The sequence below is a fragment of the Klebsiella sp. 4_1_44FAA genome (assembly GCF_000238715.1).
GTDB classification, from domain to species: Bacteria; Pseudomonadota; Gammaproteobacteria; order Enterobacterales; family Enterobacteriaceae; genus Klebsiella; species Klebsiella pneumoniae.
On the sequence record NZ_JH414803.1, the window covers coordinates 199,002 to 216,203 of the forward strand.

The 17,202-nt window shown below is 54.7% G+C and carries 15 protein-coding genes; 7 read left to right on the top strand and 8 right to left on the bottom strand.

Annotated elements, in window-relative coordinates; all coding sequences use genetic code 11:
• Window positions 1-17: 17 nt before the first annotated feature.
• From HMPREF1024_RS07370 to leuL, 8 genes are all read right to left on the bottom strand, one after another.
• A complete protein-coding gene (locus HMPREF1024_RS07370) occupies window positions 18-1,232 on the bottom strand; it encodes an MFS transporter (RefSeq protein ID WP_004177419.1) in 1,215 nt (404 codons plus the stop codon).
• Between the two features lie 10 nt (window positions 1,233-1,242).
• Window positions 1,243-2,106, bottom strand: coding sequence for a shikimate dehydrogenase (locus HMPREF1024_RS07365; RefSeq protein WP_002888460.1), 864 nt, complete (start codon window positions 2,104-2,106; stop codon window positions 1,243-1,245).
• 11 nt (window positions 2,107-2,117) lie between these two features.
• Entirely contained in the window at window positions 2,118-4,151 is a 2,034-nt protein-coding gene (locus HMPREF1024_RS07360) for an FAD-dependent oxidoreductase (protein ID WP_009309246.1), read from the bottom strand.
• Window positions 4,152-4,546: 395 nt separating this feature from the next.
• Entirely contained in the window at window positions 4,547-5,152 is a 606-nt protein-coding gene (leuD, locus tag HMPREF1024_RS07355; RefSeq protein WP_004178593.1) for a 3-isopropylmalate dehydratase small subunit, read from the bottom strand.
• Between the two features lie 10 nt (window positions 5,153-5,162).
• Window positions 5,163-6,563 carry a 3-isopropylmalate dehydratase large subunit gene (leuC, locus tag HMPREF1024_RS07350; RefSeq protein WP_004177417.1) on the bottom strand — a complete coding sequence of 467 codons (1,401 nt, stop codon included), beginning with the start codon at window positions 6,561-6,563 and terminating at the stop codon, window positions 5,163-5,165.
• Between the two features lie 2 nt (window positions 6,564-6,565).
• Complete coding sequence (gene leuB / locus HMPREF1024_RS07345) at window positions 6,566-7,657, bottom strand: 3-isopropylmalate dehydrogenase (protein ID WP_002888487.1); 1,092 nt, start codon at window positions 7,655-7,657, stop codon at window positions 6,566-6,568.
• A complete protein-coding gene (gene leuA, locus HMPREF1024_RS07340; RefSeq protein WP_004178594.1) occupies window positions 7,657-9,228 on the bottom strand; it encodes a 2-isopropylmalate synthase in 1,572 nt (523 codons plus the stop codon). The genes leuB and leuA overlap by 1 nt, the downstream gene beginning before the upstream one ends.
• A 95-nt stretch (window positions 9,229-9,323) precedes the next feature.
• The gene (gene leuL / locus HMPREF1024_RS29135; RefSeq protein ID WP_004222662.1) at window positions 9,324-9,410 is read right to left on the bottom strand and encodes a leu operon leader peptide; all 87 of its coding nucleotides are present in this window, start codon (window positions 9,408-9,410) and stop codon (window positions 9,324-9,326) included.
• Window positions 9,411-10,023: 613 nt separating this feature from the next.
• On the opposite strand from leuL, the gene leuO reads away from it, so the two are divergent.
• The 7 genes from leuO to ftsL all read left to right on the top strand — a co-directional run bounded on the left by leuO (window position 10,024) and on the right by ftsL (window position 17,195).
• Window positions 10,024-10,992 (top strand): transcriptional regulator LeuO, encoded by a 969-nt coding sequence (gene leuO / locus HMPREF1024_RS07335; RefSeq protein WP_004192013.1) that lies wholly within the window; start codon window positions 10,024-10,026, stop codon window positions 10,990-10,992.
• Between the two features lie 394 nt (window positions 10,993-11,386).
• Window positions 11,387-13,111, top strand: coding sequence for an acetolactate synthase 3 large subunit (gene ilvI, locus HMPREF1024_RS07330; protein WP_002888534.1), 1,725 nt, complete (start codon window positions 11,387-11,389; stop codon window positions 13,109-13,111).
• A 2-nt stretch (window positions 13,112-13,113) separates the two neighbouring features.
• Entirely contained in the window at window positions 13,114-13,605 is a 492-nt protein-coding gene (ilvN, locus tag HMPREF1024_RS07325; protein ID WP_002888536.1) for an acetolactate synthase small subunit, read from the top strand.
• Window positions 13,606-13,785: 180 nt separating this feature from the next.
• Window positions 13,786-14,790: a catabolite repressor/activator gene (cra, locus tag HMPREF1024_RS07320; protein WP_004145952.1), complete on the top strand. Its 1,005-nt coding sequence runs from the start codon at window positions 13,786-13,788 to the stop codon at window positions 14,788-14,790.
• Between the two features lie 640 nt (window positions 14,791-15,430).
• Window positions 15,431-15,889: a division/cell wall cluster transcriptional repressor MraZ gene (gene mraZ, locus HMPREF1024_RS07315; RefSeq protein ID WP_002888541.1), complete on the top strand. Its 459-nt coding sequence runs from the start codon at window positions 15,431-15,433 to the stop codon at window positions 15,887-15,889.
• A gap of 2 nt (window positions 15,890-15,891) precedes the next feature.
• A complete protein-coding gene (rsmH, locus tag HMPREF1024_RS07310; RefSeq protein WP_002888547.1) occupies window positions 15,892-16,833 on the top strand; it encodes a 16S rRNA (cytosine(1402)-N(4))-methyltransferase RsmH in 942 nt (313 codons plus the stop codon).
• On the top strand, window positions 16,830-17,195 hold the full coding sequence (gene ftsL, locus HMPREF1024_RS07305; protein ID WP_002888550.1) for a cell division protein FtsL: 366 nt from the start codon (window positions 16,830-16,832) through the stop codon (window positions 17,193-17,195). Before rsmH ends, ftsL begins: the two co-directional genes overlap by 4 nt.
• Window positions 17,196-17,202: the final 7 nt, after the last annotated feature.

The window sequence follows — 17,202 nt, forward strand, 5'->3', positions numbered from 1 at the left end:
ATTTTTCGCGTTGTACTTCAGGCGGTGACTGCGGTGCGTGACACTTTTTGCGCCGCCCGAGCCTGCAGTTGACGATAGCCGATGTACAGGGCGATCACAAAGCCGATAACGGCGATCAGAAAATCAAACCACATAATGCTGGCAATACTGATCTGCGAAAGCTTTGCGGTGATCAACGGGATCGTGAAGCTGGCGATACTGCCGGCAGTGTAGAAGATGCCGGTTGCTTTGCCTTTTCCGTTCGGGAAGCTCATCGCCATGATTGTCGCACCCAGCTGCAGCACTCCGCCAGCGGCGGCAAAGCCGATGACAAAAGCAAAGCCGGTCACCATCATCGGCGTCGGGAACAGGCACACCAACAGCAGCGAAATCATCGACAGGCCAGTATAAATAATCATCGCAATGGCCGAGCTAAACACCTCTTTGACGAAGGCGGCAGTTACAAAGACGCAGACCAGCGAGCCGACGGTATAGATGCTAAGCAGTTTAATCGCCGAGGCATAGGGCAGGCCGACGACGAACTGGCCGTACTGCGCCAGCCATTGGCTGACCAGATAGAAGGTCGCCATGCCGATATAACCGTACAGGGTGAAGATCACCATATCCAGCTTATTAGCCTGTGGCTGGACGGCTGTTTCCGCCTGTGCCGTAGGGGCTTCCTCTTTTTTCGCCGCCTGGCTGTCAGGGAACGGCATTTTAAGCAGATAAATCCCGCTCAGTACAAAGAGCGCTGCCGCAATCACGAACGACCAGCCGAACCACAGATTTGCCCATATCAGAAAGCTGATAATGAACGGCAACAGGAACTGCCCTGCAGAGACGAAGGCTTTGATCAGCACGTTGGCCCGGCTGGCAGAGTGCGGGAAAGATTCCATCAGCGCCGGATAGGTACCGGAGTCGAGGAAGCTGTTCGCCAGGCCCGCCATAATGCCGAACACGTAAGCCAGATAGATATTTTTGGTCAGCAGGATGCCGACGAAAAAGATCAGGTAACTCAGGATCCCAAGATAGATAAAGGGCTTGCGACCGAAGCGATCCGACAGGAAGCCGGTCACGATGGTTGCCAGTTTGCCGATACCTAACGAGGAGATCACCACCGATACGCCAGCCGCGTCCGTTCCCCACTGTTCCTGAAGATGGGCCATGTTGAGGGTGATTAACAGCACCCCCATACCGTGGATCAGGTAGTTGAGGTACAGCCCTGCCGCAGTAGGGATGTATTTATTTTTCATCATTCGCCTCTTAGAACAGAATGCTCTTGATGTAATCAACCGGCATCTGTTTGCCCGTCCAGATTTCGAACGCGCGCGCGCCTTGCCACAGCATCATCCCCAGGCCGTTCAGCGTGCGGCAGCCTTTTTTCTCGGCCACTTCCAGCAGGTGGGTTTTGCGCGGGTTGTAGACGACGTCGGAGACGATCAGGTCCGGACGCAGGAAGCTGTCGTCAGGTAGCAGCATCTGGCCTTCGAACGGCTTCATGCCGACCCCGGTGGCATTGGTCAGGATCACGCTGCTGTCAATTTCGGCGCGCAGCTTGTCATGATCGTCGAGATCGAACAGATGGATCTCGCAGTCGGTGTTGTGGCGGATCTTGGCCACGGTTTCTTCTGCGTTAGCGAAGAATTTATCGCGACGGTTAAAGATGGAGATCGCCTTCACGCCATCCAGTGCTGCCTGGACGCAGAGCGCCGTTGCCGCGCCGCCGGCGCCGAGTACGGTCATCTTCTTGCCGATGATATCGATACCGGCTTCGCTAAGGGCGCGCATGTAGCCGGTGCCATCGGTGATATGTCCGGTCAGTACGCCGTCGTCGTTGACCACGGTATTGACCGCCCCGACCAGCTGTGCCGCCGGCGACAGTTTATCGAGATACTGGCAAATCTCGGTTTTGTTCGGCATAGAGACGTTAAAGCCGCGCAGCTTCATCGCCCGGAAGCCCTGCACCACGTCTTTTAGCTCCTGGTTACCGACTTCAAAAGCGAGATAGACGTAGTCCAGCCCGAGATGGGCGAAAGCCTCGTTGTGCATGGTGGGCGACATGCTGTGACGAATCGGGGTGGCGATCAGGCCAATCAGCTCAGTGTGTCCAGTAATACGTTCTGCCATGACAAAAATCCTCAATAAGTTAGAAAGGGAATTCGTTGTGCTTCGCTGCTGCCCAGCGCACCCATGTCTTCCAGTGCATCCAGTACGTTGCGGCCTTCGCGGACGCCATCGATAATGCGTCGCGCCATCACGCTGTCGCCGATGTTCATGATTTTGACGTTATTGGCATTGGCCCAGCGCTCGATCTCGTCGAGACCCGTCCGGTTGGCGCGCATCCCCAGACAGACAAAGCCGTAGTCGAAGGGAATATCGAAGGTTTGCTGTGTATTTTTCACCTGGAAATGGTCGGCAGCGACCGCCATCAGTTGGGTATTCATGTGCTGTTCGACCTGGCGCTCGTCGAGCATGGTCAACATGGCATTTTTGGTAATGATGTCGAGATCGCGGCCGGCGGCGTCCTGCATCTCGATTAGCACCGCCTGTGCGCCGCGAGCGGTAAAGTATTCGATAACGTCAAGGCCAACGGCGCCGGCGCCGACTACGGCGATGCGTTTGCCCTTGATATCGGTAAATTTCGCCAGATTGTCGATCATGCCGGTAATGGAAAAGATCTTGCCGTTCTCGACGTCAATGTTTTCCCGCAAGCCTTCAATGGGCGGCAGCAGCGGCGTTGAGCCGGTGGCGTTGACAATCAGATGCGGACGCAGGGCGGAAACTGAAGCCACGTCGGCCCGCTTGCCGATCTGCAGCATCAGGTTGTCCAGCGAGGCGATACGATTTTTCATAAACTGCGGGAAATCAGCGATGCGTTTTTTCTCCGGCAGGCGGGAGATTTCGCTGGTGAGGCCGCCGACGTGGTTTTTCGCTTCCAGCAGCCAGGTATGGCAACCAACTTCCGCCGCGGTGCAGGCGGCTTCCATCCCGGCGGTGCCGGCGCCGATGACCACCACGTTAGTGTCGCGATTCACGCGCCGCATTTTATAGGCGTCACCGTGAATAATATCCGGGTTAATCGAACAGCGCAGCGGGCGCGAGCGGGCGATGCGATGGTCGGCGCAGCCGATGTTGCAGGAGATACATTTGCGCATCAGACGCTCTTTTCCGCCTTGCACTTTCTGCACCCACTCCGGCTCGGCAATCAGACCGCGGCCAATGGCGATAAGATCGGCATCGCCGCTGGCGAGGATATCTTCGGCTACCTGCGGAGTGCGAATATTGCCGGCGATGACCGTGGGTTTATGGAATTTATCGCGCACCGCGCGGGAGAGATAGCGCTTCCAGCCATCCTCCAGCGACATCTGATCGATTTGCAGATTCAGGTTGTCGTTCTGCGCCGCAGAGACGTTGATGATATCGACCTTCTCCTGGCAGAGCTCAAGGATACGCAGGGAATCTTCGAGGGTATTGCCGCCCTTGAGGAAGTCGTCGGCGCTGATGCGCAGGCTGACCGGAAAACGTGGCCCCACGCAGGCGCGAACCTTATCGACAATCAGACTCAGTATCCGAGTGCGATTTTCGACGCTGCCGCCAAATTCATCAGTGCGCTTATTAAACAGCGGCGATAAAAACTGGCTAATTAAATAGGAGTGACCGGCATGAATTTCGACGCAGTCAAAACCTGCGCGCCGAACGCGCTCCGCGGCGTCACCAAATTTTTCTACCGCATGATATATTTCCTCATGGGTCATCGGACGCGGAATATTACCGTGCTTCTTCGACGGCGTTGTAGAAGAGGAGAGCGGCGTCTGGCCTTCCAGTCGGTAGGCATAAGCGGAAGCGCCGGCATGATTTAACTGAATGGATACGCAGGCGCCATGTTTATGCAGGGTCTCGGTTAATTTAAACAGCCGTGGAATATATTGATCGTTATCGATGCGCAGTTGGGTGGTGCCGTTGGAGGCGAAGGGGAAATCAATACAAATATTTTCGATGGTGATAAGCCCGGTGCCGCCTTTGGCCCGCAGTTCGTAGTATTCCAGCTGTTCCTGCGACACCTCGCCATTGAGCGTGGCCATATTGGTGCCCATAGGGGGCATAATAATGCGGTTTTTTAACGTCATACCGTTGATGGTCAACGGACTGAAAAGGTGCGGATAGTGGCTCATCTCTTCTCTCCACAGGAGGCCGGGAGGCCGATATGCGGGGCCCAGGCGTGTCCTTAGTTAATATTTCTCTGTGGCAAAAGATAACGAGGGGAAAAATCGAAAAATAATGCTTTTTTTTGTGCATAGCCATAGGGGTTCTCTATGAGATTAACGCTTTCTTCACATTCTTATATTTTTATATTAAATACTCGTGCCTTATTTTTACTTGCAGTGCAGGGAAAATACATAAACAGTGCTGGAGAAGGGGAGGAAAGCGGAATAATTCTTCTTTAGGCGGTAGGGCAGGGTGGCGGTAAGGTCTGACAATCAGCAAATTAAAATTGGTTTTTGTGCGTGAGATCGCAATTTTCTCCGCAATAAACTAAAAAGCCCGATCAAATGACCGGGCCCAAAGGTTAATTCATAAACACCGGCAGCTTGCGTTCATAGTCGGAGATCGCCGCTTCATGCTGCAGCGTCAGGCCGATGCTATCCAGGCCGTTGAGCATGCAGTGGCGGCGGAAATCGTCGATCTTAAAGCTGTAGGTTTTATCCCCGGCTTTAACTACCTGCGCTTCCAGATCCACTTCAAACGTAATGCCCGGGTTGGCCTGCACCAGCTTGAACAGCTCATCGACCTGCTCGTCGCTCAGGGTCACCGGCAGCAGCTGGTTATTGAAGCTGTTGCCGTAAAAGATATCGGCAAAGCTCGGGGCGATAACGACCTTAAAGCCGTAATCGGTCAGCGCCCACGGCGCGTGCTCGCGCGAGGAGCCGCAGCCGAAGTTTTCCCGCGCCAGCAGTATCGATGCCCCCTGGTACTCAGGAAAATTCAGCACGAACTCCGGGTTCGGCTGTTGACCTTTATCGTCGAGAAAGCGCCAGTCGTTAAACAGATGCGCGCCAAAGCCGGTGCGGGTGACCTTCTGCAAAAATTGCTTAGGGATGATCGCGTCGGTATCGACGTTTGCAGCATCCAGCGGAACCACCAGGCCGGTATGTTGGGTAAATTTCTCTGCCATGATGGTCTCCTTACTTCAGATTACGGATATCGGCGAAATGGCCGGTAACGGCTGCCGCCGCGGCCATTGCCGGGCTCACCAGGTGCGTGCGTCCGCCGCGGCCCTGACGGCCTTCAAAGTTACGGTTGCTGGTTGAGGCACAGCGTTCGCCCGGATTCAGGCGGTCATTATTCATTGCCAGACACATAGAGCAACCAGGTAAGCGCCACTCAAAGCCGGCTTCGATAAAGATCTTATCCAGACCTTCCGCTTCCGCCTGCGCTTTCACCGGACCAGAACCCGGCACCACCAGCGCCTGGACGCCCGGCGCCACTTTACGCCCTTTAGCGATTTCCGCCGCGGCGCGTAAATCTTCGATGCGCGAGTTGGTGCAGGAGCCGATAAACACTTTATCGATAGCGACTTCCGTCAGCGGGATCCCGGATTTCAGCCCCATATAGGCCAGCGCTTTTTCGGCGCTGGCGCGTTCCACCGGATCGCTGAACGACGCTGGATCGGGGATGTTATCCGTCACCGAGATCACCTGGCCCGGGTTGGTGCCCCAGGTCACCTGTGGGGCAATTTCCGCCGCCTGCAGCGTTACCACGGTATCAAACGTCGCGCCGTCGTCGGTTTTCAGGGTTTTCCAGTACGCTACGGCATCGTCAAAATCTTTGCCTTTCGGCGCATGCAGACGGCCGCGTACGTAATTGAAGGTGGTTTCGTCCGGCGCGACCAGGCCCGCTTTGGCGCCCATCTCGATCGCCATGTTGCACAGGGTCATACGCCCTTCCATGCTCAGATCGCGGATCGCTTCGCCGCAGAACTCAACCACATGGCCGGTGCCGCCGGCGCTACCGGTTTTACCAATGATGGCCAGCACGATATCTTTGGCGGTAATGCCCGGCGCCGCTTTGCCCTGGACTTCGATTTTCATGGTCTTCGCGCGGCCCTGTTTCAGGGTCTGGGTTGCCAGCACATGCTCCACTTCGGAGGTGCCGATACCGAACGCCAGCGCACCGAACGCGCCGTGGGTGGCGGTATGGGAGTCACCGCACACGATCGTCATCCCCGGCAGGGTAACCCCTTGTTCCGGGCCCATGACGTGGACGATGCCCTGATACGGGTGGTTCAGGTCGTACAGTTCAACGCCGAACTCTTTACAGTTCTTAATCAGCTCCTGCATCTGAATGCGGGCCATCTCACCGGACGCGTTAATGTCTTTGGTCTGCGTCGAGACGTTATGATCCATGGTAGCGAAGGTTTTACCCGGCTGGCGCACCTGGCGGCCATGGGCGCGCAGCCCGTCAAACGCCTGCGGAGAGGTGACTTCGTGCACCAGATGGCGGTCGATATACAGCAGCGGGGTTTCGTTCTGCGCCTCATACACTACGTGCGCATCAAATAATTTTTCGTATAACGTCTTCGCCATGATTACACCCCTTCTGCGACATAGCGGGCAATAATATCGCCCATTTCATCAGTGCTGACCGCCGCCGTGCCGCGCGCTAAGTCGCCGGTTCGAACCCCTTCTTCTAAGGCGCGGTTGATCGCGTTTTCAATGGCGGTCGCCGCTTCGTCAGCGTCGAGGCTGTAGCGCAGCAGCAGAGCCAGGGAGAGGATCTGCGCGATCGGGTTGGCGATATTTTTGCCGGCGATATCCGGTGCGGAACCGCCCGCCGGCTCGTACAGGCCAAAACCTTGTTCATTGAGGCTGGCGGACGGCAGCATACCCATCGAGCCGGTGATCATCGCGCACTCGTCGGAGAGGATGTCGCCAAACAGGTTGGAGCACAGCAGCACGTCGAACTGGGACGGATCTTTAATCAGCTGCATGGTGGCGTTATCGATATACATATGCGCCAGCTCAACGTCCGGATACTCCTTGCCGATCTCGCTGACGATTTCGCGCCACAGGATGGAGGACTGCAGAACGTTGGCCTTATCGATGGAAGTCACTTTGTGACGACGCTTGCGGGCGGATTCAAAAGCGATGCGCGCGATACGCTCGATCTCAAAGCGGTGATACACCTCGGTATCAAAGGCTTTCTCATGCTGACCGCTGCCTTCGCGGCCTTTCGGCTGGCCGAAGTAGATGCCGCCGGTCAGTTCGCGTACGCAGAGAATGTCGAAGCCGTTAGCAGCGATGTCGGCGCGCAGCGGGCAGAACTCTTCCAGCCCCTGATACAGTTTGGCCGGGCGCAGGTTGCTGAACAGTTTAAAGTGTTTACGCAGCGGCAGCAGCGCGCCACGCTCTGGTTGTTCCGCCGGCGGCAGGTGCTCCCATTTCGGACCGCCAACGGAGCCGAACAGGATCGCATCCGCCTGCTCGCATCCGGCGACGGTCGCCTGCGGCAGGGGAGTTCCCTGACGGTCGATGGCCGCCCCGCCAACGTCATACTGGCTGGTGGTAATGTGCATGGCAAAACGTTGGCGCACGGCTTCCAGTACTTTCATCGCCTGGTTCATCACTTCCGGGCCAATGCCATCACCCGGCAAAACGGCAATATGGTAATTCTTCGACATTACACGGTTTCCTTATTGTTCTCTTTATTCTGAGCTTTGCGTTGCAATTCTTTTTCGACTTCGGCGGCGCGCCAGATGTTGTTCAGCACGTGAACCATCGCTTTGGCTGACGACTCTACGATATCCGTTGCCAGACCAACGCCATGGAAGCGGCGGCCATTGTAGTCAACGACGATATCCACCTGGCCCAGGGCGTCTTTGCCGTGGCCTTTCGCGCTTAAGCCATACTTCACTAATTCAATGTTGTAGTCGGTGACGCGGTTAATCGCCTGGTAGATAGCATCGACCGGACCGTTGCCGTTGGCGGCTTCGGTTTTGATCTCATCCCCGCAGACCAGTTTGATCGAGGCGGTGGCGATATCGCTGGATCCGGATTGGACGTTGAAGTAATCCAGGCGGAAATGCTCTGGCTCTTCCTGCTGCTTGTTGATAAAGGCCAGCGCTTCCAGATCGTAATCGAAGACCTGGCCTTTTTTGTCCGCCAGCTTCAGGAATGCGTCGTACAGATGATCCAGGTTGTAATCGCTCTCCTGGTAGCCCATCTCTTCCATCCGGTGTTTCACCGCCGCGCGGCCGGAGCGGGAAGTCAGGTTCAGTTGCACCTGGTTCAGGCCGATAGATTCCGGGGTCATGATCTCGTAGTTTTCGCGGTTCTTCAGCACGCCGTCCTGGTGAATGCCGGAGGAGTGGGCGAAGGCGCCGGTGCCGACGATGGCCTTGTTCGCCGGGATCGGCATATTGCAGATCTGGCTGACGGTCTGGCTGGTGCGCCAGATTTCATGATGATTAATGTTGGTGTGCACGTTCATGATGTCTTTGCGCACTTTGATCGCCATGATCACTTCTTCCAGTGCGCAGTTGCCGGCGCGTTCGCCGATACCGTTCATCGCACCTTCTACCTGGCGCGCACCGGCGTGGACCGCGGCGAGGGCGTTACCGACAGCGATGCCCAGATCATCATGGGTGTGGACGGAAATAATTGCTTTGTCGATATTCGGCACGCGATCATACAGGCCGCTGATGATGTTGGCATATTCGAACGGCATGGTATAGCCGACGGTATCCGGGATATTAATGGTGGTGGCGCCGGCGTTGATCGCCGCTTCCACGACGCGAGCCAGATCGGCAATCGGCGTACGGCCGGCGTCTTCACAGGAGAACTCAACGTCGTCAGTGTAGTTGCGTGCCCGCTTCACCATATAGATCGCGCGCTCAATAACCTCATCCAGCGTACTGCGCAGTTTGGTGGCGATATGCATCGGCGAGGTGGCAATAAAGGTATGAATACGGAAAGCCTCGGCCACTTTTAACGATTCCGCCGCCACGTCGATATCTTTCTCAACGCAGCGCGCCAGGGCGCACACGCGGCTGTTTTTAATGGTGCGCGCGATGGTTTGCACCGATTCAAAATCGCCCGGCGAGGATACCGGGAAACCGACTTCCATTACGTCGACCCCCATTCGCTCAAGGGCCAGTGCGATCTGCAGCTTCTCTTTGACACTCAGGCTTGCCTGTAACGCTTGTTCGCCATCACGTAAGGTCGTATCGAAAATAATGACTTGCTGGCTCATGGTTTGGATCCTTAGTCTGTGTCCTGGCGCCTTGTTGACGAGCATAAAAAAACCCGCGCCAAGGCGCGGGTTTTATAGTCTTGCTGGAAGATGACTTAACGCTGAACGTCGCCCAACAGCCTACCGCGCAAATGGCATGCGTTTAGTAGTAGTAGGCTGGTGATACGAGCGGTGCGAATCATTGCGTCAAACTCCAGATGAAATCGTTATGCTTTTAGAGTTACTGGATAGCCGTTTTAAAGTCAACCCCTGGCATGGAAAAAGCGTTTTGGGCTGACTAAATGAATTAGCAAAATGTGCTGATGTAAGCCCCATTTTGCCGAAGATCCTATTTTGGACCGAAGGCGGTTTATCCCCAATTGTTTCATTTGAAAAAGTGCTTTGCATTCAAGGCATCGTCGAACAGGTCTCGCCAATGAAGGGACAAAAAACGGTATCTGGATGAAAATATTAAATTTATTTTTCCTGTGAATGTATTCGAACGCTAGCGGATTATTTTTCAATGATAAGGGTTTGTTAATTTTATGGAGGGAAAAATAAAATACTTTATTATTGCTTAAGTTACAGTTAACTCGTGGTGCTGTTTTTATTTTTATGGATTATGGTTACACTTATCATCATTAAGTAATCAGTATGGTTTGAGCGGCTCAATTTTTTGATCAGGACCGTTTCTTCACTGCCACTCATAGCCTTGATATATTCCTAAAAATTTCTTTTGCTATTTTGTAAATGTCATTTGCATGGTAAATGATATTTTCGGCGCTAATTATAGCGGTTTAGTGAAGGGAATTCATCGTGACGGCGGAATTAGATATGTTAATTGAAACTCCAGAATATAAATCAGCCCCCGGACAGGAAGTCGTTAAACCTCAACTACGGATGGTTGATCTCAATCTGCTTACCGTTTTTGATGCGGTTATGCAAGAGCAGAATATTACTCGTGCCGCCCATACGCTCGGCATGTCACAGCCCGCGGTGAGCAATGCGGTTTCACGACTGAAAGTGATGTTTAATGACGAGCTTTTTGTGCGCTATGGCCGCGGTATTCAGCCGACGGCGCGCGCCTATCAGCTGTTTGGCTCGGTACGCCAGGCGCTGCAGCTGGTCCAAAACGAATTGCCAGGCTCCGGTTTTGAACCGCTGAGCAGTGAGCGCGTGTTCCATCTGTGCGTCTGCAGCCCGCTGGATAACATCCTGACGTCGGTTATTTTTAATAAAGTTGCAGAGATAGCACCCAATATTCATTTAGTCTTTAAGTCTGCGCTGAATCAAAATACGGAACATCAGCTACGTTATCAGGAAACAGAATTCGTAATCGGTTATGAAGAGTTCCGTCGCCCTGAGTTTGCCTGCGTTCCGTTATTTAAAGACGAAATGGTCCTGGTCGCCAGTCGCAACCATCCGCGTATTTCCGGGCCGATGATGGAGGCGGATATTTATCGCGAGGAGCATGCCGCCGTTGCTCTCGACCGGTATGCCTCATTTAGTTTGCCGTGGTATGACACGGCCGATAAACAAGCGCGTATCGCCTATCAGGGTAATGCGATGGTCAGCGTATTAAACGTAGTATCGCAAACCCAGATGGTGGCCATTGCCCCGCGCTGGCTGGCAGATGAGTTTGCTGACAAGCTTGCCCTGCAAATATTACCTTTGCCGTTGAAGGTCAACAGTCGGACCTGCTATCTCTCCTGGCACGAAGCCGCTGGTCGTGATAAAGGCCACCAGTGGATGGAAGAGCTGCTGGTGGACATTTGCAAGCGCTGACCCGACGACGATAGATAGCAAAGGAGCTTCGGCTCCTTTTTTTATATGACATAAATCAAATAAAGCAGAATTTTATTCTGTTTACCTTGCGCGAGGAGTTCGTTGTGTTCGTGAAAAATGGATCTATTCCTGTTATCACCCTTTTTCGCCGAGTATTTACCATTCTCTTTTCTTATCTCTGAAGCAATTCACCATATTTTCCCCTCACCGCTTTCTTTTCTTCTTATTCAAGAAATAAGGCCTCAGCTGCGGCGAATTGCCTGCCTGCTGGCGAGCAGTTATGGTAGTGGCATGCAGTACATTCACCTCAATGCGGAGGACCACTCCTTCGCATCGTGCGAGCGCGCGGAAATTGAGTTCCGCTGTCGTAAAACAATAAGCCTGGAGGCAAACCATGGAGATGTTGTCAGGAGCCGAGATGGTCGTCCAATCGCTTGTCGATCAGGGCGTCAAGCAAGTATTCGGCTATCCCGGAGGCGCAGTCCTCGATATCTATGATGCGTTACATACCCTTGGCGGTATCGATCATGTGCTGGTTCGTCACGAGCAGGCGGCGGTGCATATGGCGGATGGCCTGGCGCGGGCGACCGGGGAGGTCGGCGTGGTGCTGGTGACCTCTGGGCCTGGGGCGACGAACGCCATCACTGGCATTGCGACAGCCTATATGGACTCTATTCCGTTGGTGATCCTCTCGGGGCAGGTAGCCACCTCGCTTATCGGCTACGATGCCTTCCAGGAGTGCGACATGGTGGGGATTTCCCGTCCGGTGGTGAAGCACAGTTTCCTGGTGAAGCAGACCGAAGATATTCCCGGCGTGCTGAAGAAAGCCTTCTGGCTGGCGGCCAGCGGTCGCCCCGGTCCGGTAGTGGTCGATCTGCCGAAGGATATTCTCAATCCGGCGAAGAAGCTGCCTTACGTCTGGCCGGACGCAGTGAGCATGCGCTCCTATAACCCAACCACCAGTGGCCATAAAGGGCAGATTAAACGCGCGCTACAGACCCTGGTGGCCGCAAGTAAGCCGGTCGTATACGTCGGCGGCGGGGCGATCAATGCGCATTGCGAACCTCAGCTGCGCGAGCTGGTGGAAAAACTGAAGCTGCCGGTGGCCTCATCCTTGATGGGACTTGGCGCTTTCCCGGCGACACACTCGCAGGCGCTGGGGATGCTGGGGATGCACGGCACCTATGAAGCCAACATGACCATGCACCACTCGGACGTGATTTTTGCCGTCGGCGTTCGCTTTGACGACCGGACCACCAATAACCTGGCCAAGTATTGTCCGAACGCGACGGTACTGCATATTGATATCGATCCGACTTCAATCTCGAAAACCGTGCCGGCAGATGTGCCGATCGTCGGCGATGCCCGGCTGGTGCTGGAGCAGATGCTGGAGCTGCTGGAGCAGGAGGAAGCGCAGCAGCCGCTGGACGACATTCGCGACTGGTGGCAACAGATCGAGCAGTGGCGTGCCCGTCATTGTCTGCGCTACGACGACCAGAGCGATAAAATCAAACCGCAGGCGGTAATTGAAACTATCTGGCGGCTGACCCAGGGCGATGCCTACGTCACTTCCGATGTGGGTCAGCATCAGATGTTCGCCGCCCTGTATTACCCCTTCGATAAACCGCGGCGCTGGATTAACTCCGGTGGTCTCGGCACCATGGGCTTTGGCCTACCGGCTGCGCTGGGGGTCAAAATGGCTCTGCCGGACGAAATGGTGGTCTGCGTGACCGGTGACGGCAGTATCCAGATGAACATTCAGGAACTCTCCACTGCGCTGCAGTATGAGCTGCCGGTCCTGGTGCTTAACCTCAACAACCGCTATCTCGGGATGGTGAAGCAGTGGCAGGATATGCTCTATTCCGGGCGTCACTCGCAGTCCTATATGGAATCACTACCGGACTTTGTCCGTCTGGCGGAAGCCTATGGCCACGTCGGGATCCGCATCAGCGAGCCGCAGGAGCTGGAGACGAAGCTTGCTGAAGCTCTGGAGCAGGTGCGCCAGCGTCGGCTGGTGTTTGTCGATGTGACCGTCGACGGCAGTGAGCATGTGTACCCCATGCAGATCCGCGGCGGCGGCATGGATGAAATGTGGTTGAGCAAAACGGAGAGGACCTGATTATGCGCCGGATATTATCGGTATTACTGGAAAACGAATCGGGTGCATTGTCCCGCGTTATCGGCCTCTTCTCCCAGCGTGGCTATAATATAGAAAGCCTGACTGTCGCGCCGACGGACGATCCCACTCTCTCCAGAATGACCATTCAAACCGTGGGCGATGAAAAAGCGATTGAGCAGATTGAAAAGCAACTGCACAAGCTGGTGGATGTCCTGCGGGTCAGCGAGCTGGGGCAGGGGGCTCATGTTGAACGCGAAATTATGCTGGTGAAGGTTCAGGCCAGCGGCTATGGCCGTGAAGAAGTGAAGCGCAACACCGAAATCTTCCGCGGACAGATTATCGACGTGACGCCTTCTATCTATACCGTCCAGCTCGCCGGCACCAGCGATAAGCTGGATGCATTTCTGGCCTCGCTGCGCGATGTCGCTCGGATTGTGGAAGTGGCTCGCTCCGGCGTGGTCGGCCTGTCTCGCGGTGATAAAATCATGCGCTAAGGATCGGGAACTGCTGTAAAAATAGCCCGGCAGAGACTGTCGGGCTTTTTTTTTGCGAAATCAGTAGGAACTGTAAGCGAAAGCGGTTGCTGCGCTAACTATTCTGCGCTTAGATGTTATAAAAAGGATTCCATACCTGAATAATGGTTATGTTTGGCACTTCTTACCCAAGGGGCAATTGTGAAACTGGATGAAATCGCCCGGCTGGCCGGTGTTTCAAGAACCACCGCGAGCTATGTGATTAATGGCAAAGCGAAGCAGTACCGCGTAAGCGATAAAACGGTCGAAAAAGTGATGGCTGTGGTGCGAGAGCACAACTATCACCCAAATGCGGTCGCTGCTGGCCTGCGTGCAGGACGCACACGCTCTATCGGTCTGGTGATCCCGGATCTGGAAAACACCAGCTATACCCGGATTGCAAATTATCTCGAACGTCAGGCGCGTCAGCGCGGCTATCAGCTGCTGATTGCCTGCTCGGAGGATCAGCCCGATAACGAGATGCGCTGTATCGAGCATCTGCTGCAGCGCCAGGTGGACGCTATCATTGTCTCTACTTCGCTGCCGCCGGAGCACCCTTTTTATCAGCGCTGGGCTAACGACCCGTTTCCGATTGTCGCCCTCGACCGCGCCCTCGATCGCGAGCACTTCACCAGCGTGGTTGGCGCTGATCAGGATGACGCCGAGATGCTCGCAGCTGAGCTGCGGACGTTTCCTGGCGAAACGGTGCTCTATCTCGGCGCGCTGCCGGAGCTGTCGGTGAGCTTCCTGCGTGAACAGGGCTTCCGTAAAGCCTGGCAGGACGATCCGCGTGAGGTGCATTATCTCTATGCCAACAGCTATGAGCGCGAAGCGGCGGCCCAGCTGTTTGAGAAATGGCTTGAAACCCATCCGATGCCACAGGCGCTGTTTACCACCTCTTTCCCGCTGCTGCAGGGCGTAATGGATGTGACCTTGCGTCGCGAGGGTAAACTGCCCTCCGAGCTGGCGATCGCCACCTTCGGTGATAATGAGCTGCTCGATTTTCTGCAGTGTCCGGTACTGGCCGTGGCCCAGCGTCATCGCGATGTCGCTGAACGGGTGCTGGAGATCGTCCTCGCCAGCCTCGACGAACCTCGCAAGCCGAAGCCGGGTCTTAGCCGTATTCGCCGTAATCTCTATCGTCGCGGTAGCCTGAATCGCCGCTAAGGTCGCTATATCGCCAGCGCCCAGGTATAAACCTGGCAGGCCTGACCGTAAGCAGGCCGCTGGCGATAAATCAGGCAATTGACGTGCAAAATGCAAAACTGAATATATTTCAGACAAATCCCTAAACTTCTTTACGCGTTATTTTATTTTATTCACTGACCATCGTTTTGTGACTCCAAATGGGGTACAAAAAATGACTGCGCGGACTTTAATTGTATTATTTTGTTACATTCATCAGGTTAATTGCTGAATTAACACTCATTTTGTACGCGCCACGCTTTCTTCCCCGTCATATCCCGCGCCTGGCCAGTCCCTCTGCCAGCAACAGGTACTGTTAACGGCCGGCATAATGGCCTAAAATGCCGCTCGCGTCGCAAACTGACACTTTATATTTTCCCGCCGAAGATATTCTGTTGTTTATAACTGTTACGAGTTTGTTGGTTATTTTCTTACACGTATTCATAACGTTAATTTGCCTCGCCTGTTGATGATTTTTTCATCAGGGCTAATGTCGGCTGTAAATAATGGGTTTTTGAGCTCCGTTGGCATCCGTGCTGGCTTGACAAGCTTTTCCTCCGCTCCGTAAACTCCTTCTGGTGGGAATTTGTGGGGTAAAGTGGCGAAAAGGGGTGAGGCTGGCATGTTCCGTGGAGCAACGTTAGTCAATCTCGACAGCAAAGGCCGCCTGGCCGTGCCAACGCGCTATCGCGAAGGGCTGATCGAGGACGCTGCCGGTCAATTGGTATGCACCATTGACATTCATCACCCGTGCCTGCTGCTTTATCCATTGCCTGAATGGGAAGTCATCGAGCAGAAATTGTCGCGTTTATCGAGCATGAATCCCGTTGAGCGGCGCGTACAGCGTTTGCTTTTGGGTCATGCCAGCGAATGTCAGATGGATAATGCCGGCCGCTTGCTGATTGCGCCGGTGTTACGGCAGCATGCCGGGCTGACAAAAGAAGTGATGCTGGTCGGGCAGTTTAATAAATTTGAACTGTGGGATGAAACGACCTGGTATCAACGGGTCAAGGAAGATATCGACGCTGAGCAGTCCGCGACCGGTGAACTGTCGGAGCGCCTGCAGGATTTGTCCTTATAAAAATGATGGAAAATTATAAACATACTACGGTACTTCTGGATGAAGCCGTCAACGGCCTCAATATTCGTCCAGACGGTATCTATATTGATGGTACTTTTGGCCGCGGTGGTCACTCGCGCCTGATCCTCTCCCGGCTGGGTGCGGAAGGACGCTTGCTGGCTATCGATCGCGACCCGCAGGCGATTGCCGTCGCGCAAACCATCGATGATCCCCGCTTTTCCATCGTACATGGTCCCTTTTCACAACTCGCTGAGTACGTCGGCGAGCGCAATCTTACCGGTAAGATCGACGGCATTCTGCTCGATCTCGGCGTCTCTTCCCCGCAGCTTGACGATGCGGAACGCGGCTTTTCCTTTATGCGTGACGGGCCGCTGGATATGCGCATGGATCCTACGCGCGGTCAGTCCGCGGCCGAATGGCTGCAGACGGCTGAAGAAGACGATATCGCCTGGGTGATTAAAACCTTTGGCGAAGAGCGTTTCGGCAAACGTATCGCCCGCGCGATCGTCGAACGTAATCGCATTCAGCCGATGACCCGCACCAAAGAGCTGGCGGAAGTCATCGCCGCGGCGATGCCGGTAAAAGATAAGCACAAACATCCCGCGACCCGTACCTTTCAGGCGGTGCGCATATGGGTAAACAGTGAACTGGAGGAGATAGAGCAGGCGCTAAAAAGCTCGCTCAGCGTGCTGGCCCCGGGCGGGCGGCTGTCGATCATTAGTTTTCATTCGCTGGAAGACCGCATTGTGAAGCGCTTTATGCGTGAGCAAAGCCGCGGTCCGCAGGTTCCGGCGGGAATACCGATGACCGAAGCGCAGCTCAAAAAACTGGGCGGCCGTGAGTTGCGAGCACTAGGCAAGTTGATGCCGGGCGAAGAAGAGGTGGCAGAGAATCCACGCGCCCGTAGTTCAGTGCTGCGTATCGCAGAGAGGACGAACGCATGATCGGCAGAGTGACAGAGGCCTTAAGCAAGGTTAAAGGGTCGATTGGAAGCAACGAGCGCCATGCTTTGCCTGGCGTGATCGGGGACGACCTTCTGCGGTTTGGGAAACTGCCACTCTGCTTGTTCATTTGCATCATTATTACGGCGATTACCGTGGTCACCACTGCGCATCACACGCGCCTGTTGACCGCGCAGCGTGAACAGCTGGTTCTGGAGCGCGACGCCCTGGATATTGAGTGGCGCAACCTGATCCTCGAAGAGAACGCGCTCGGCGATCACAGTCGGGTTGAGCGGATCGCGACCGAGAAGTTACAGATGCAACACGTCGATCCATCACAAGAAAATATCGTTGTACAGAAATAAGGATTAT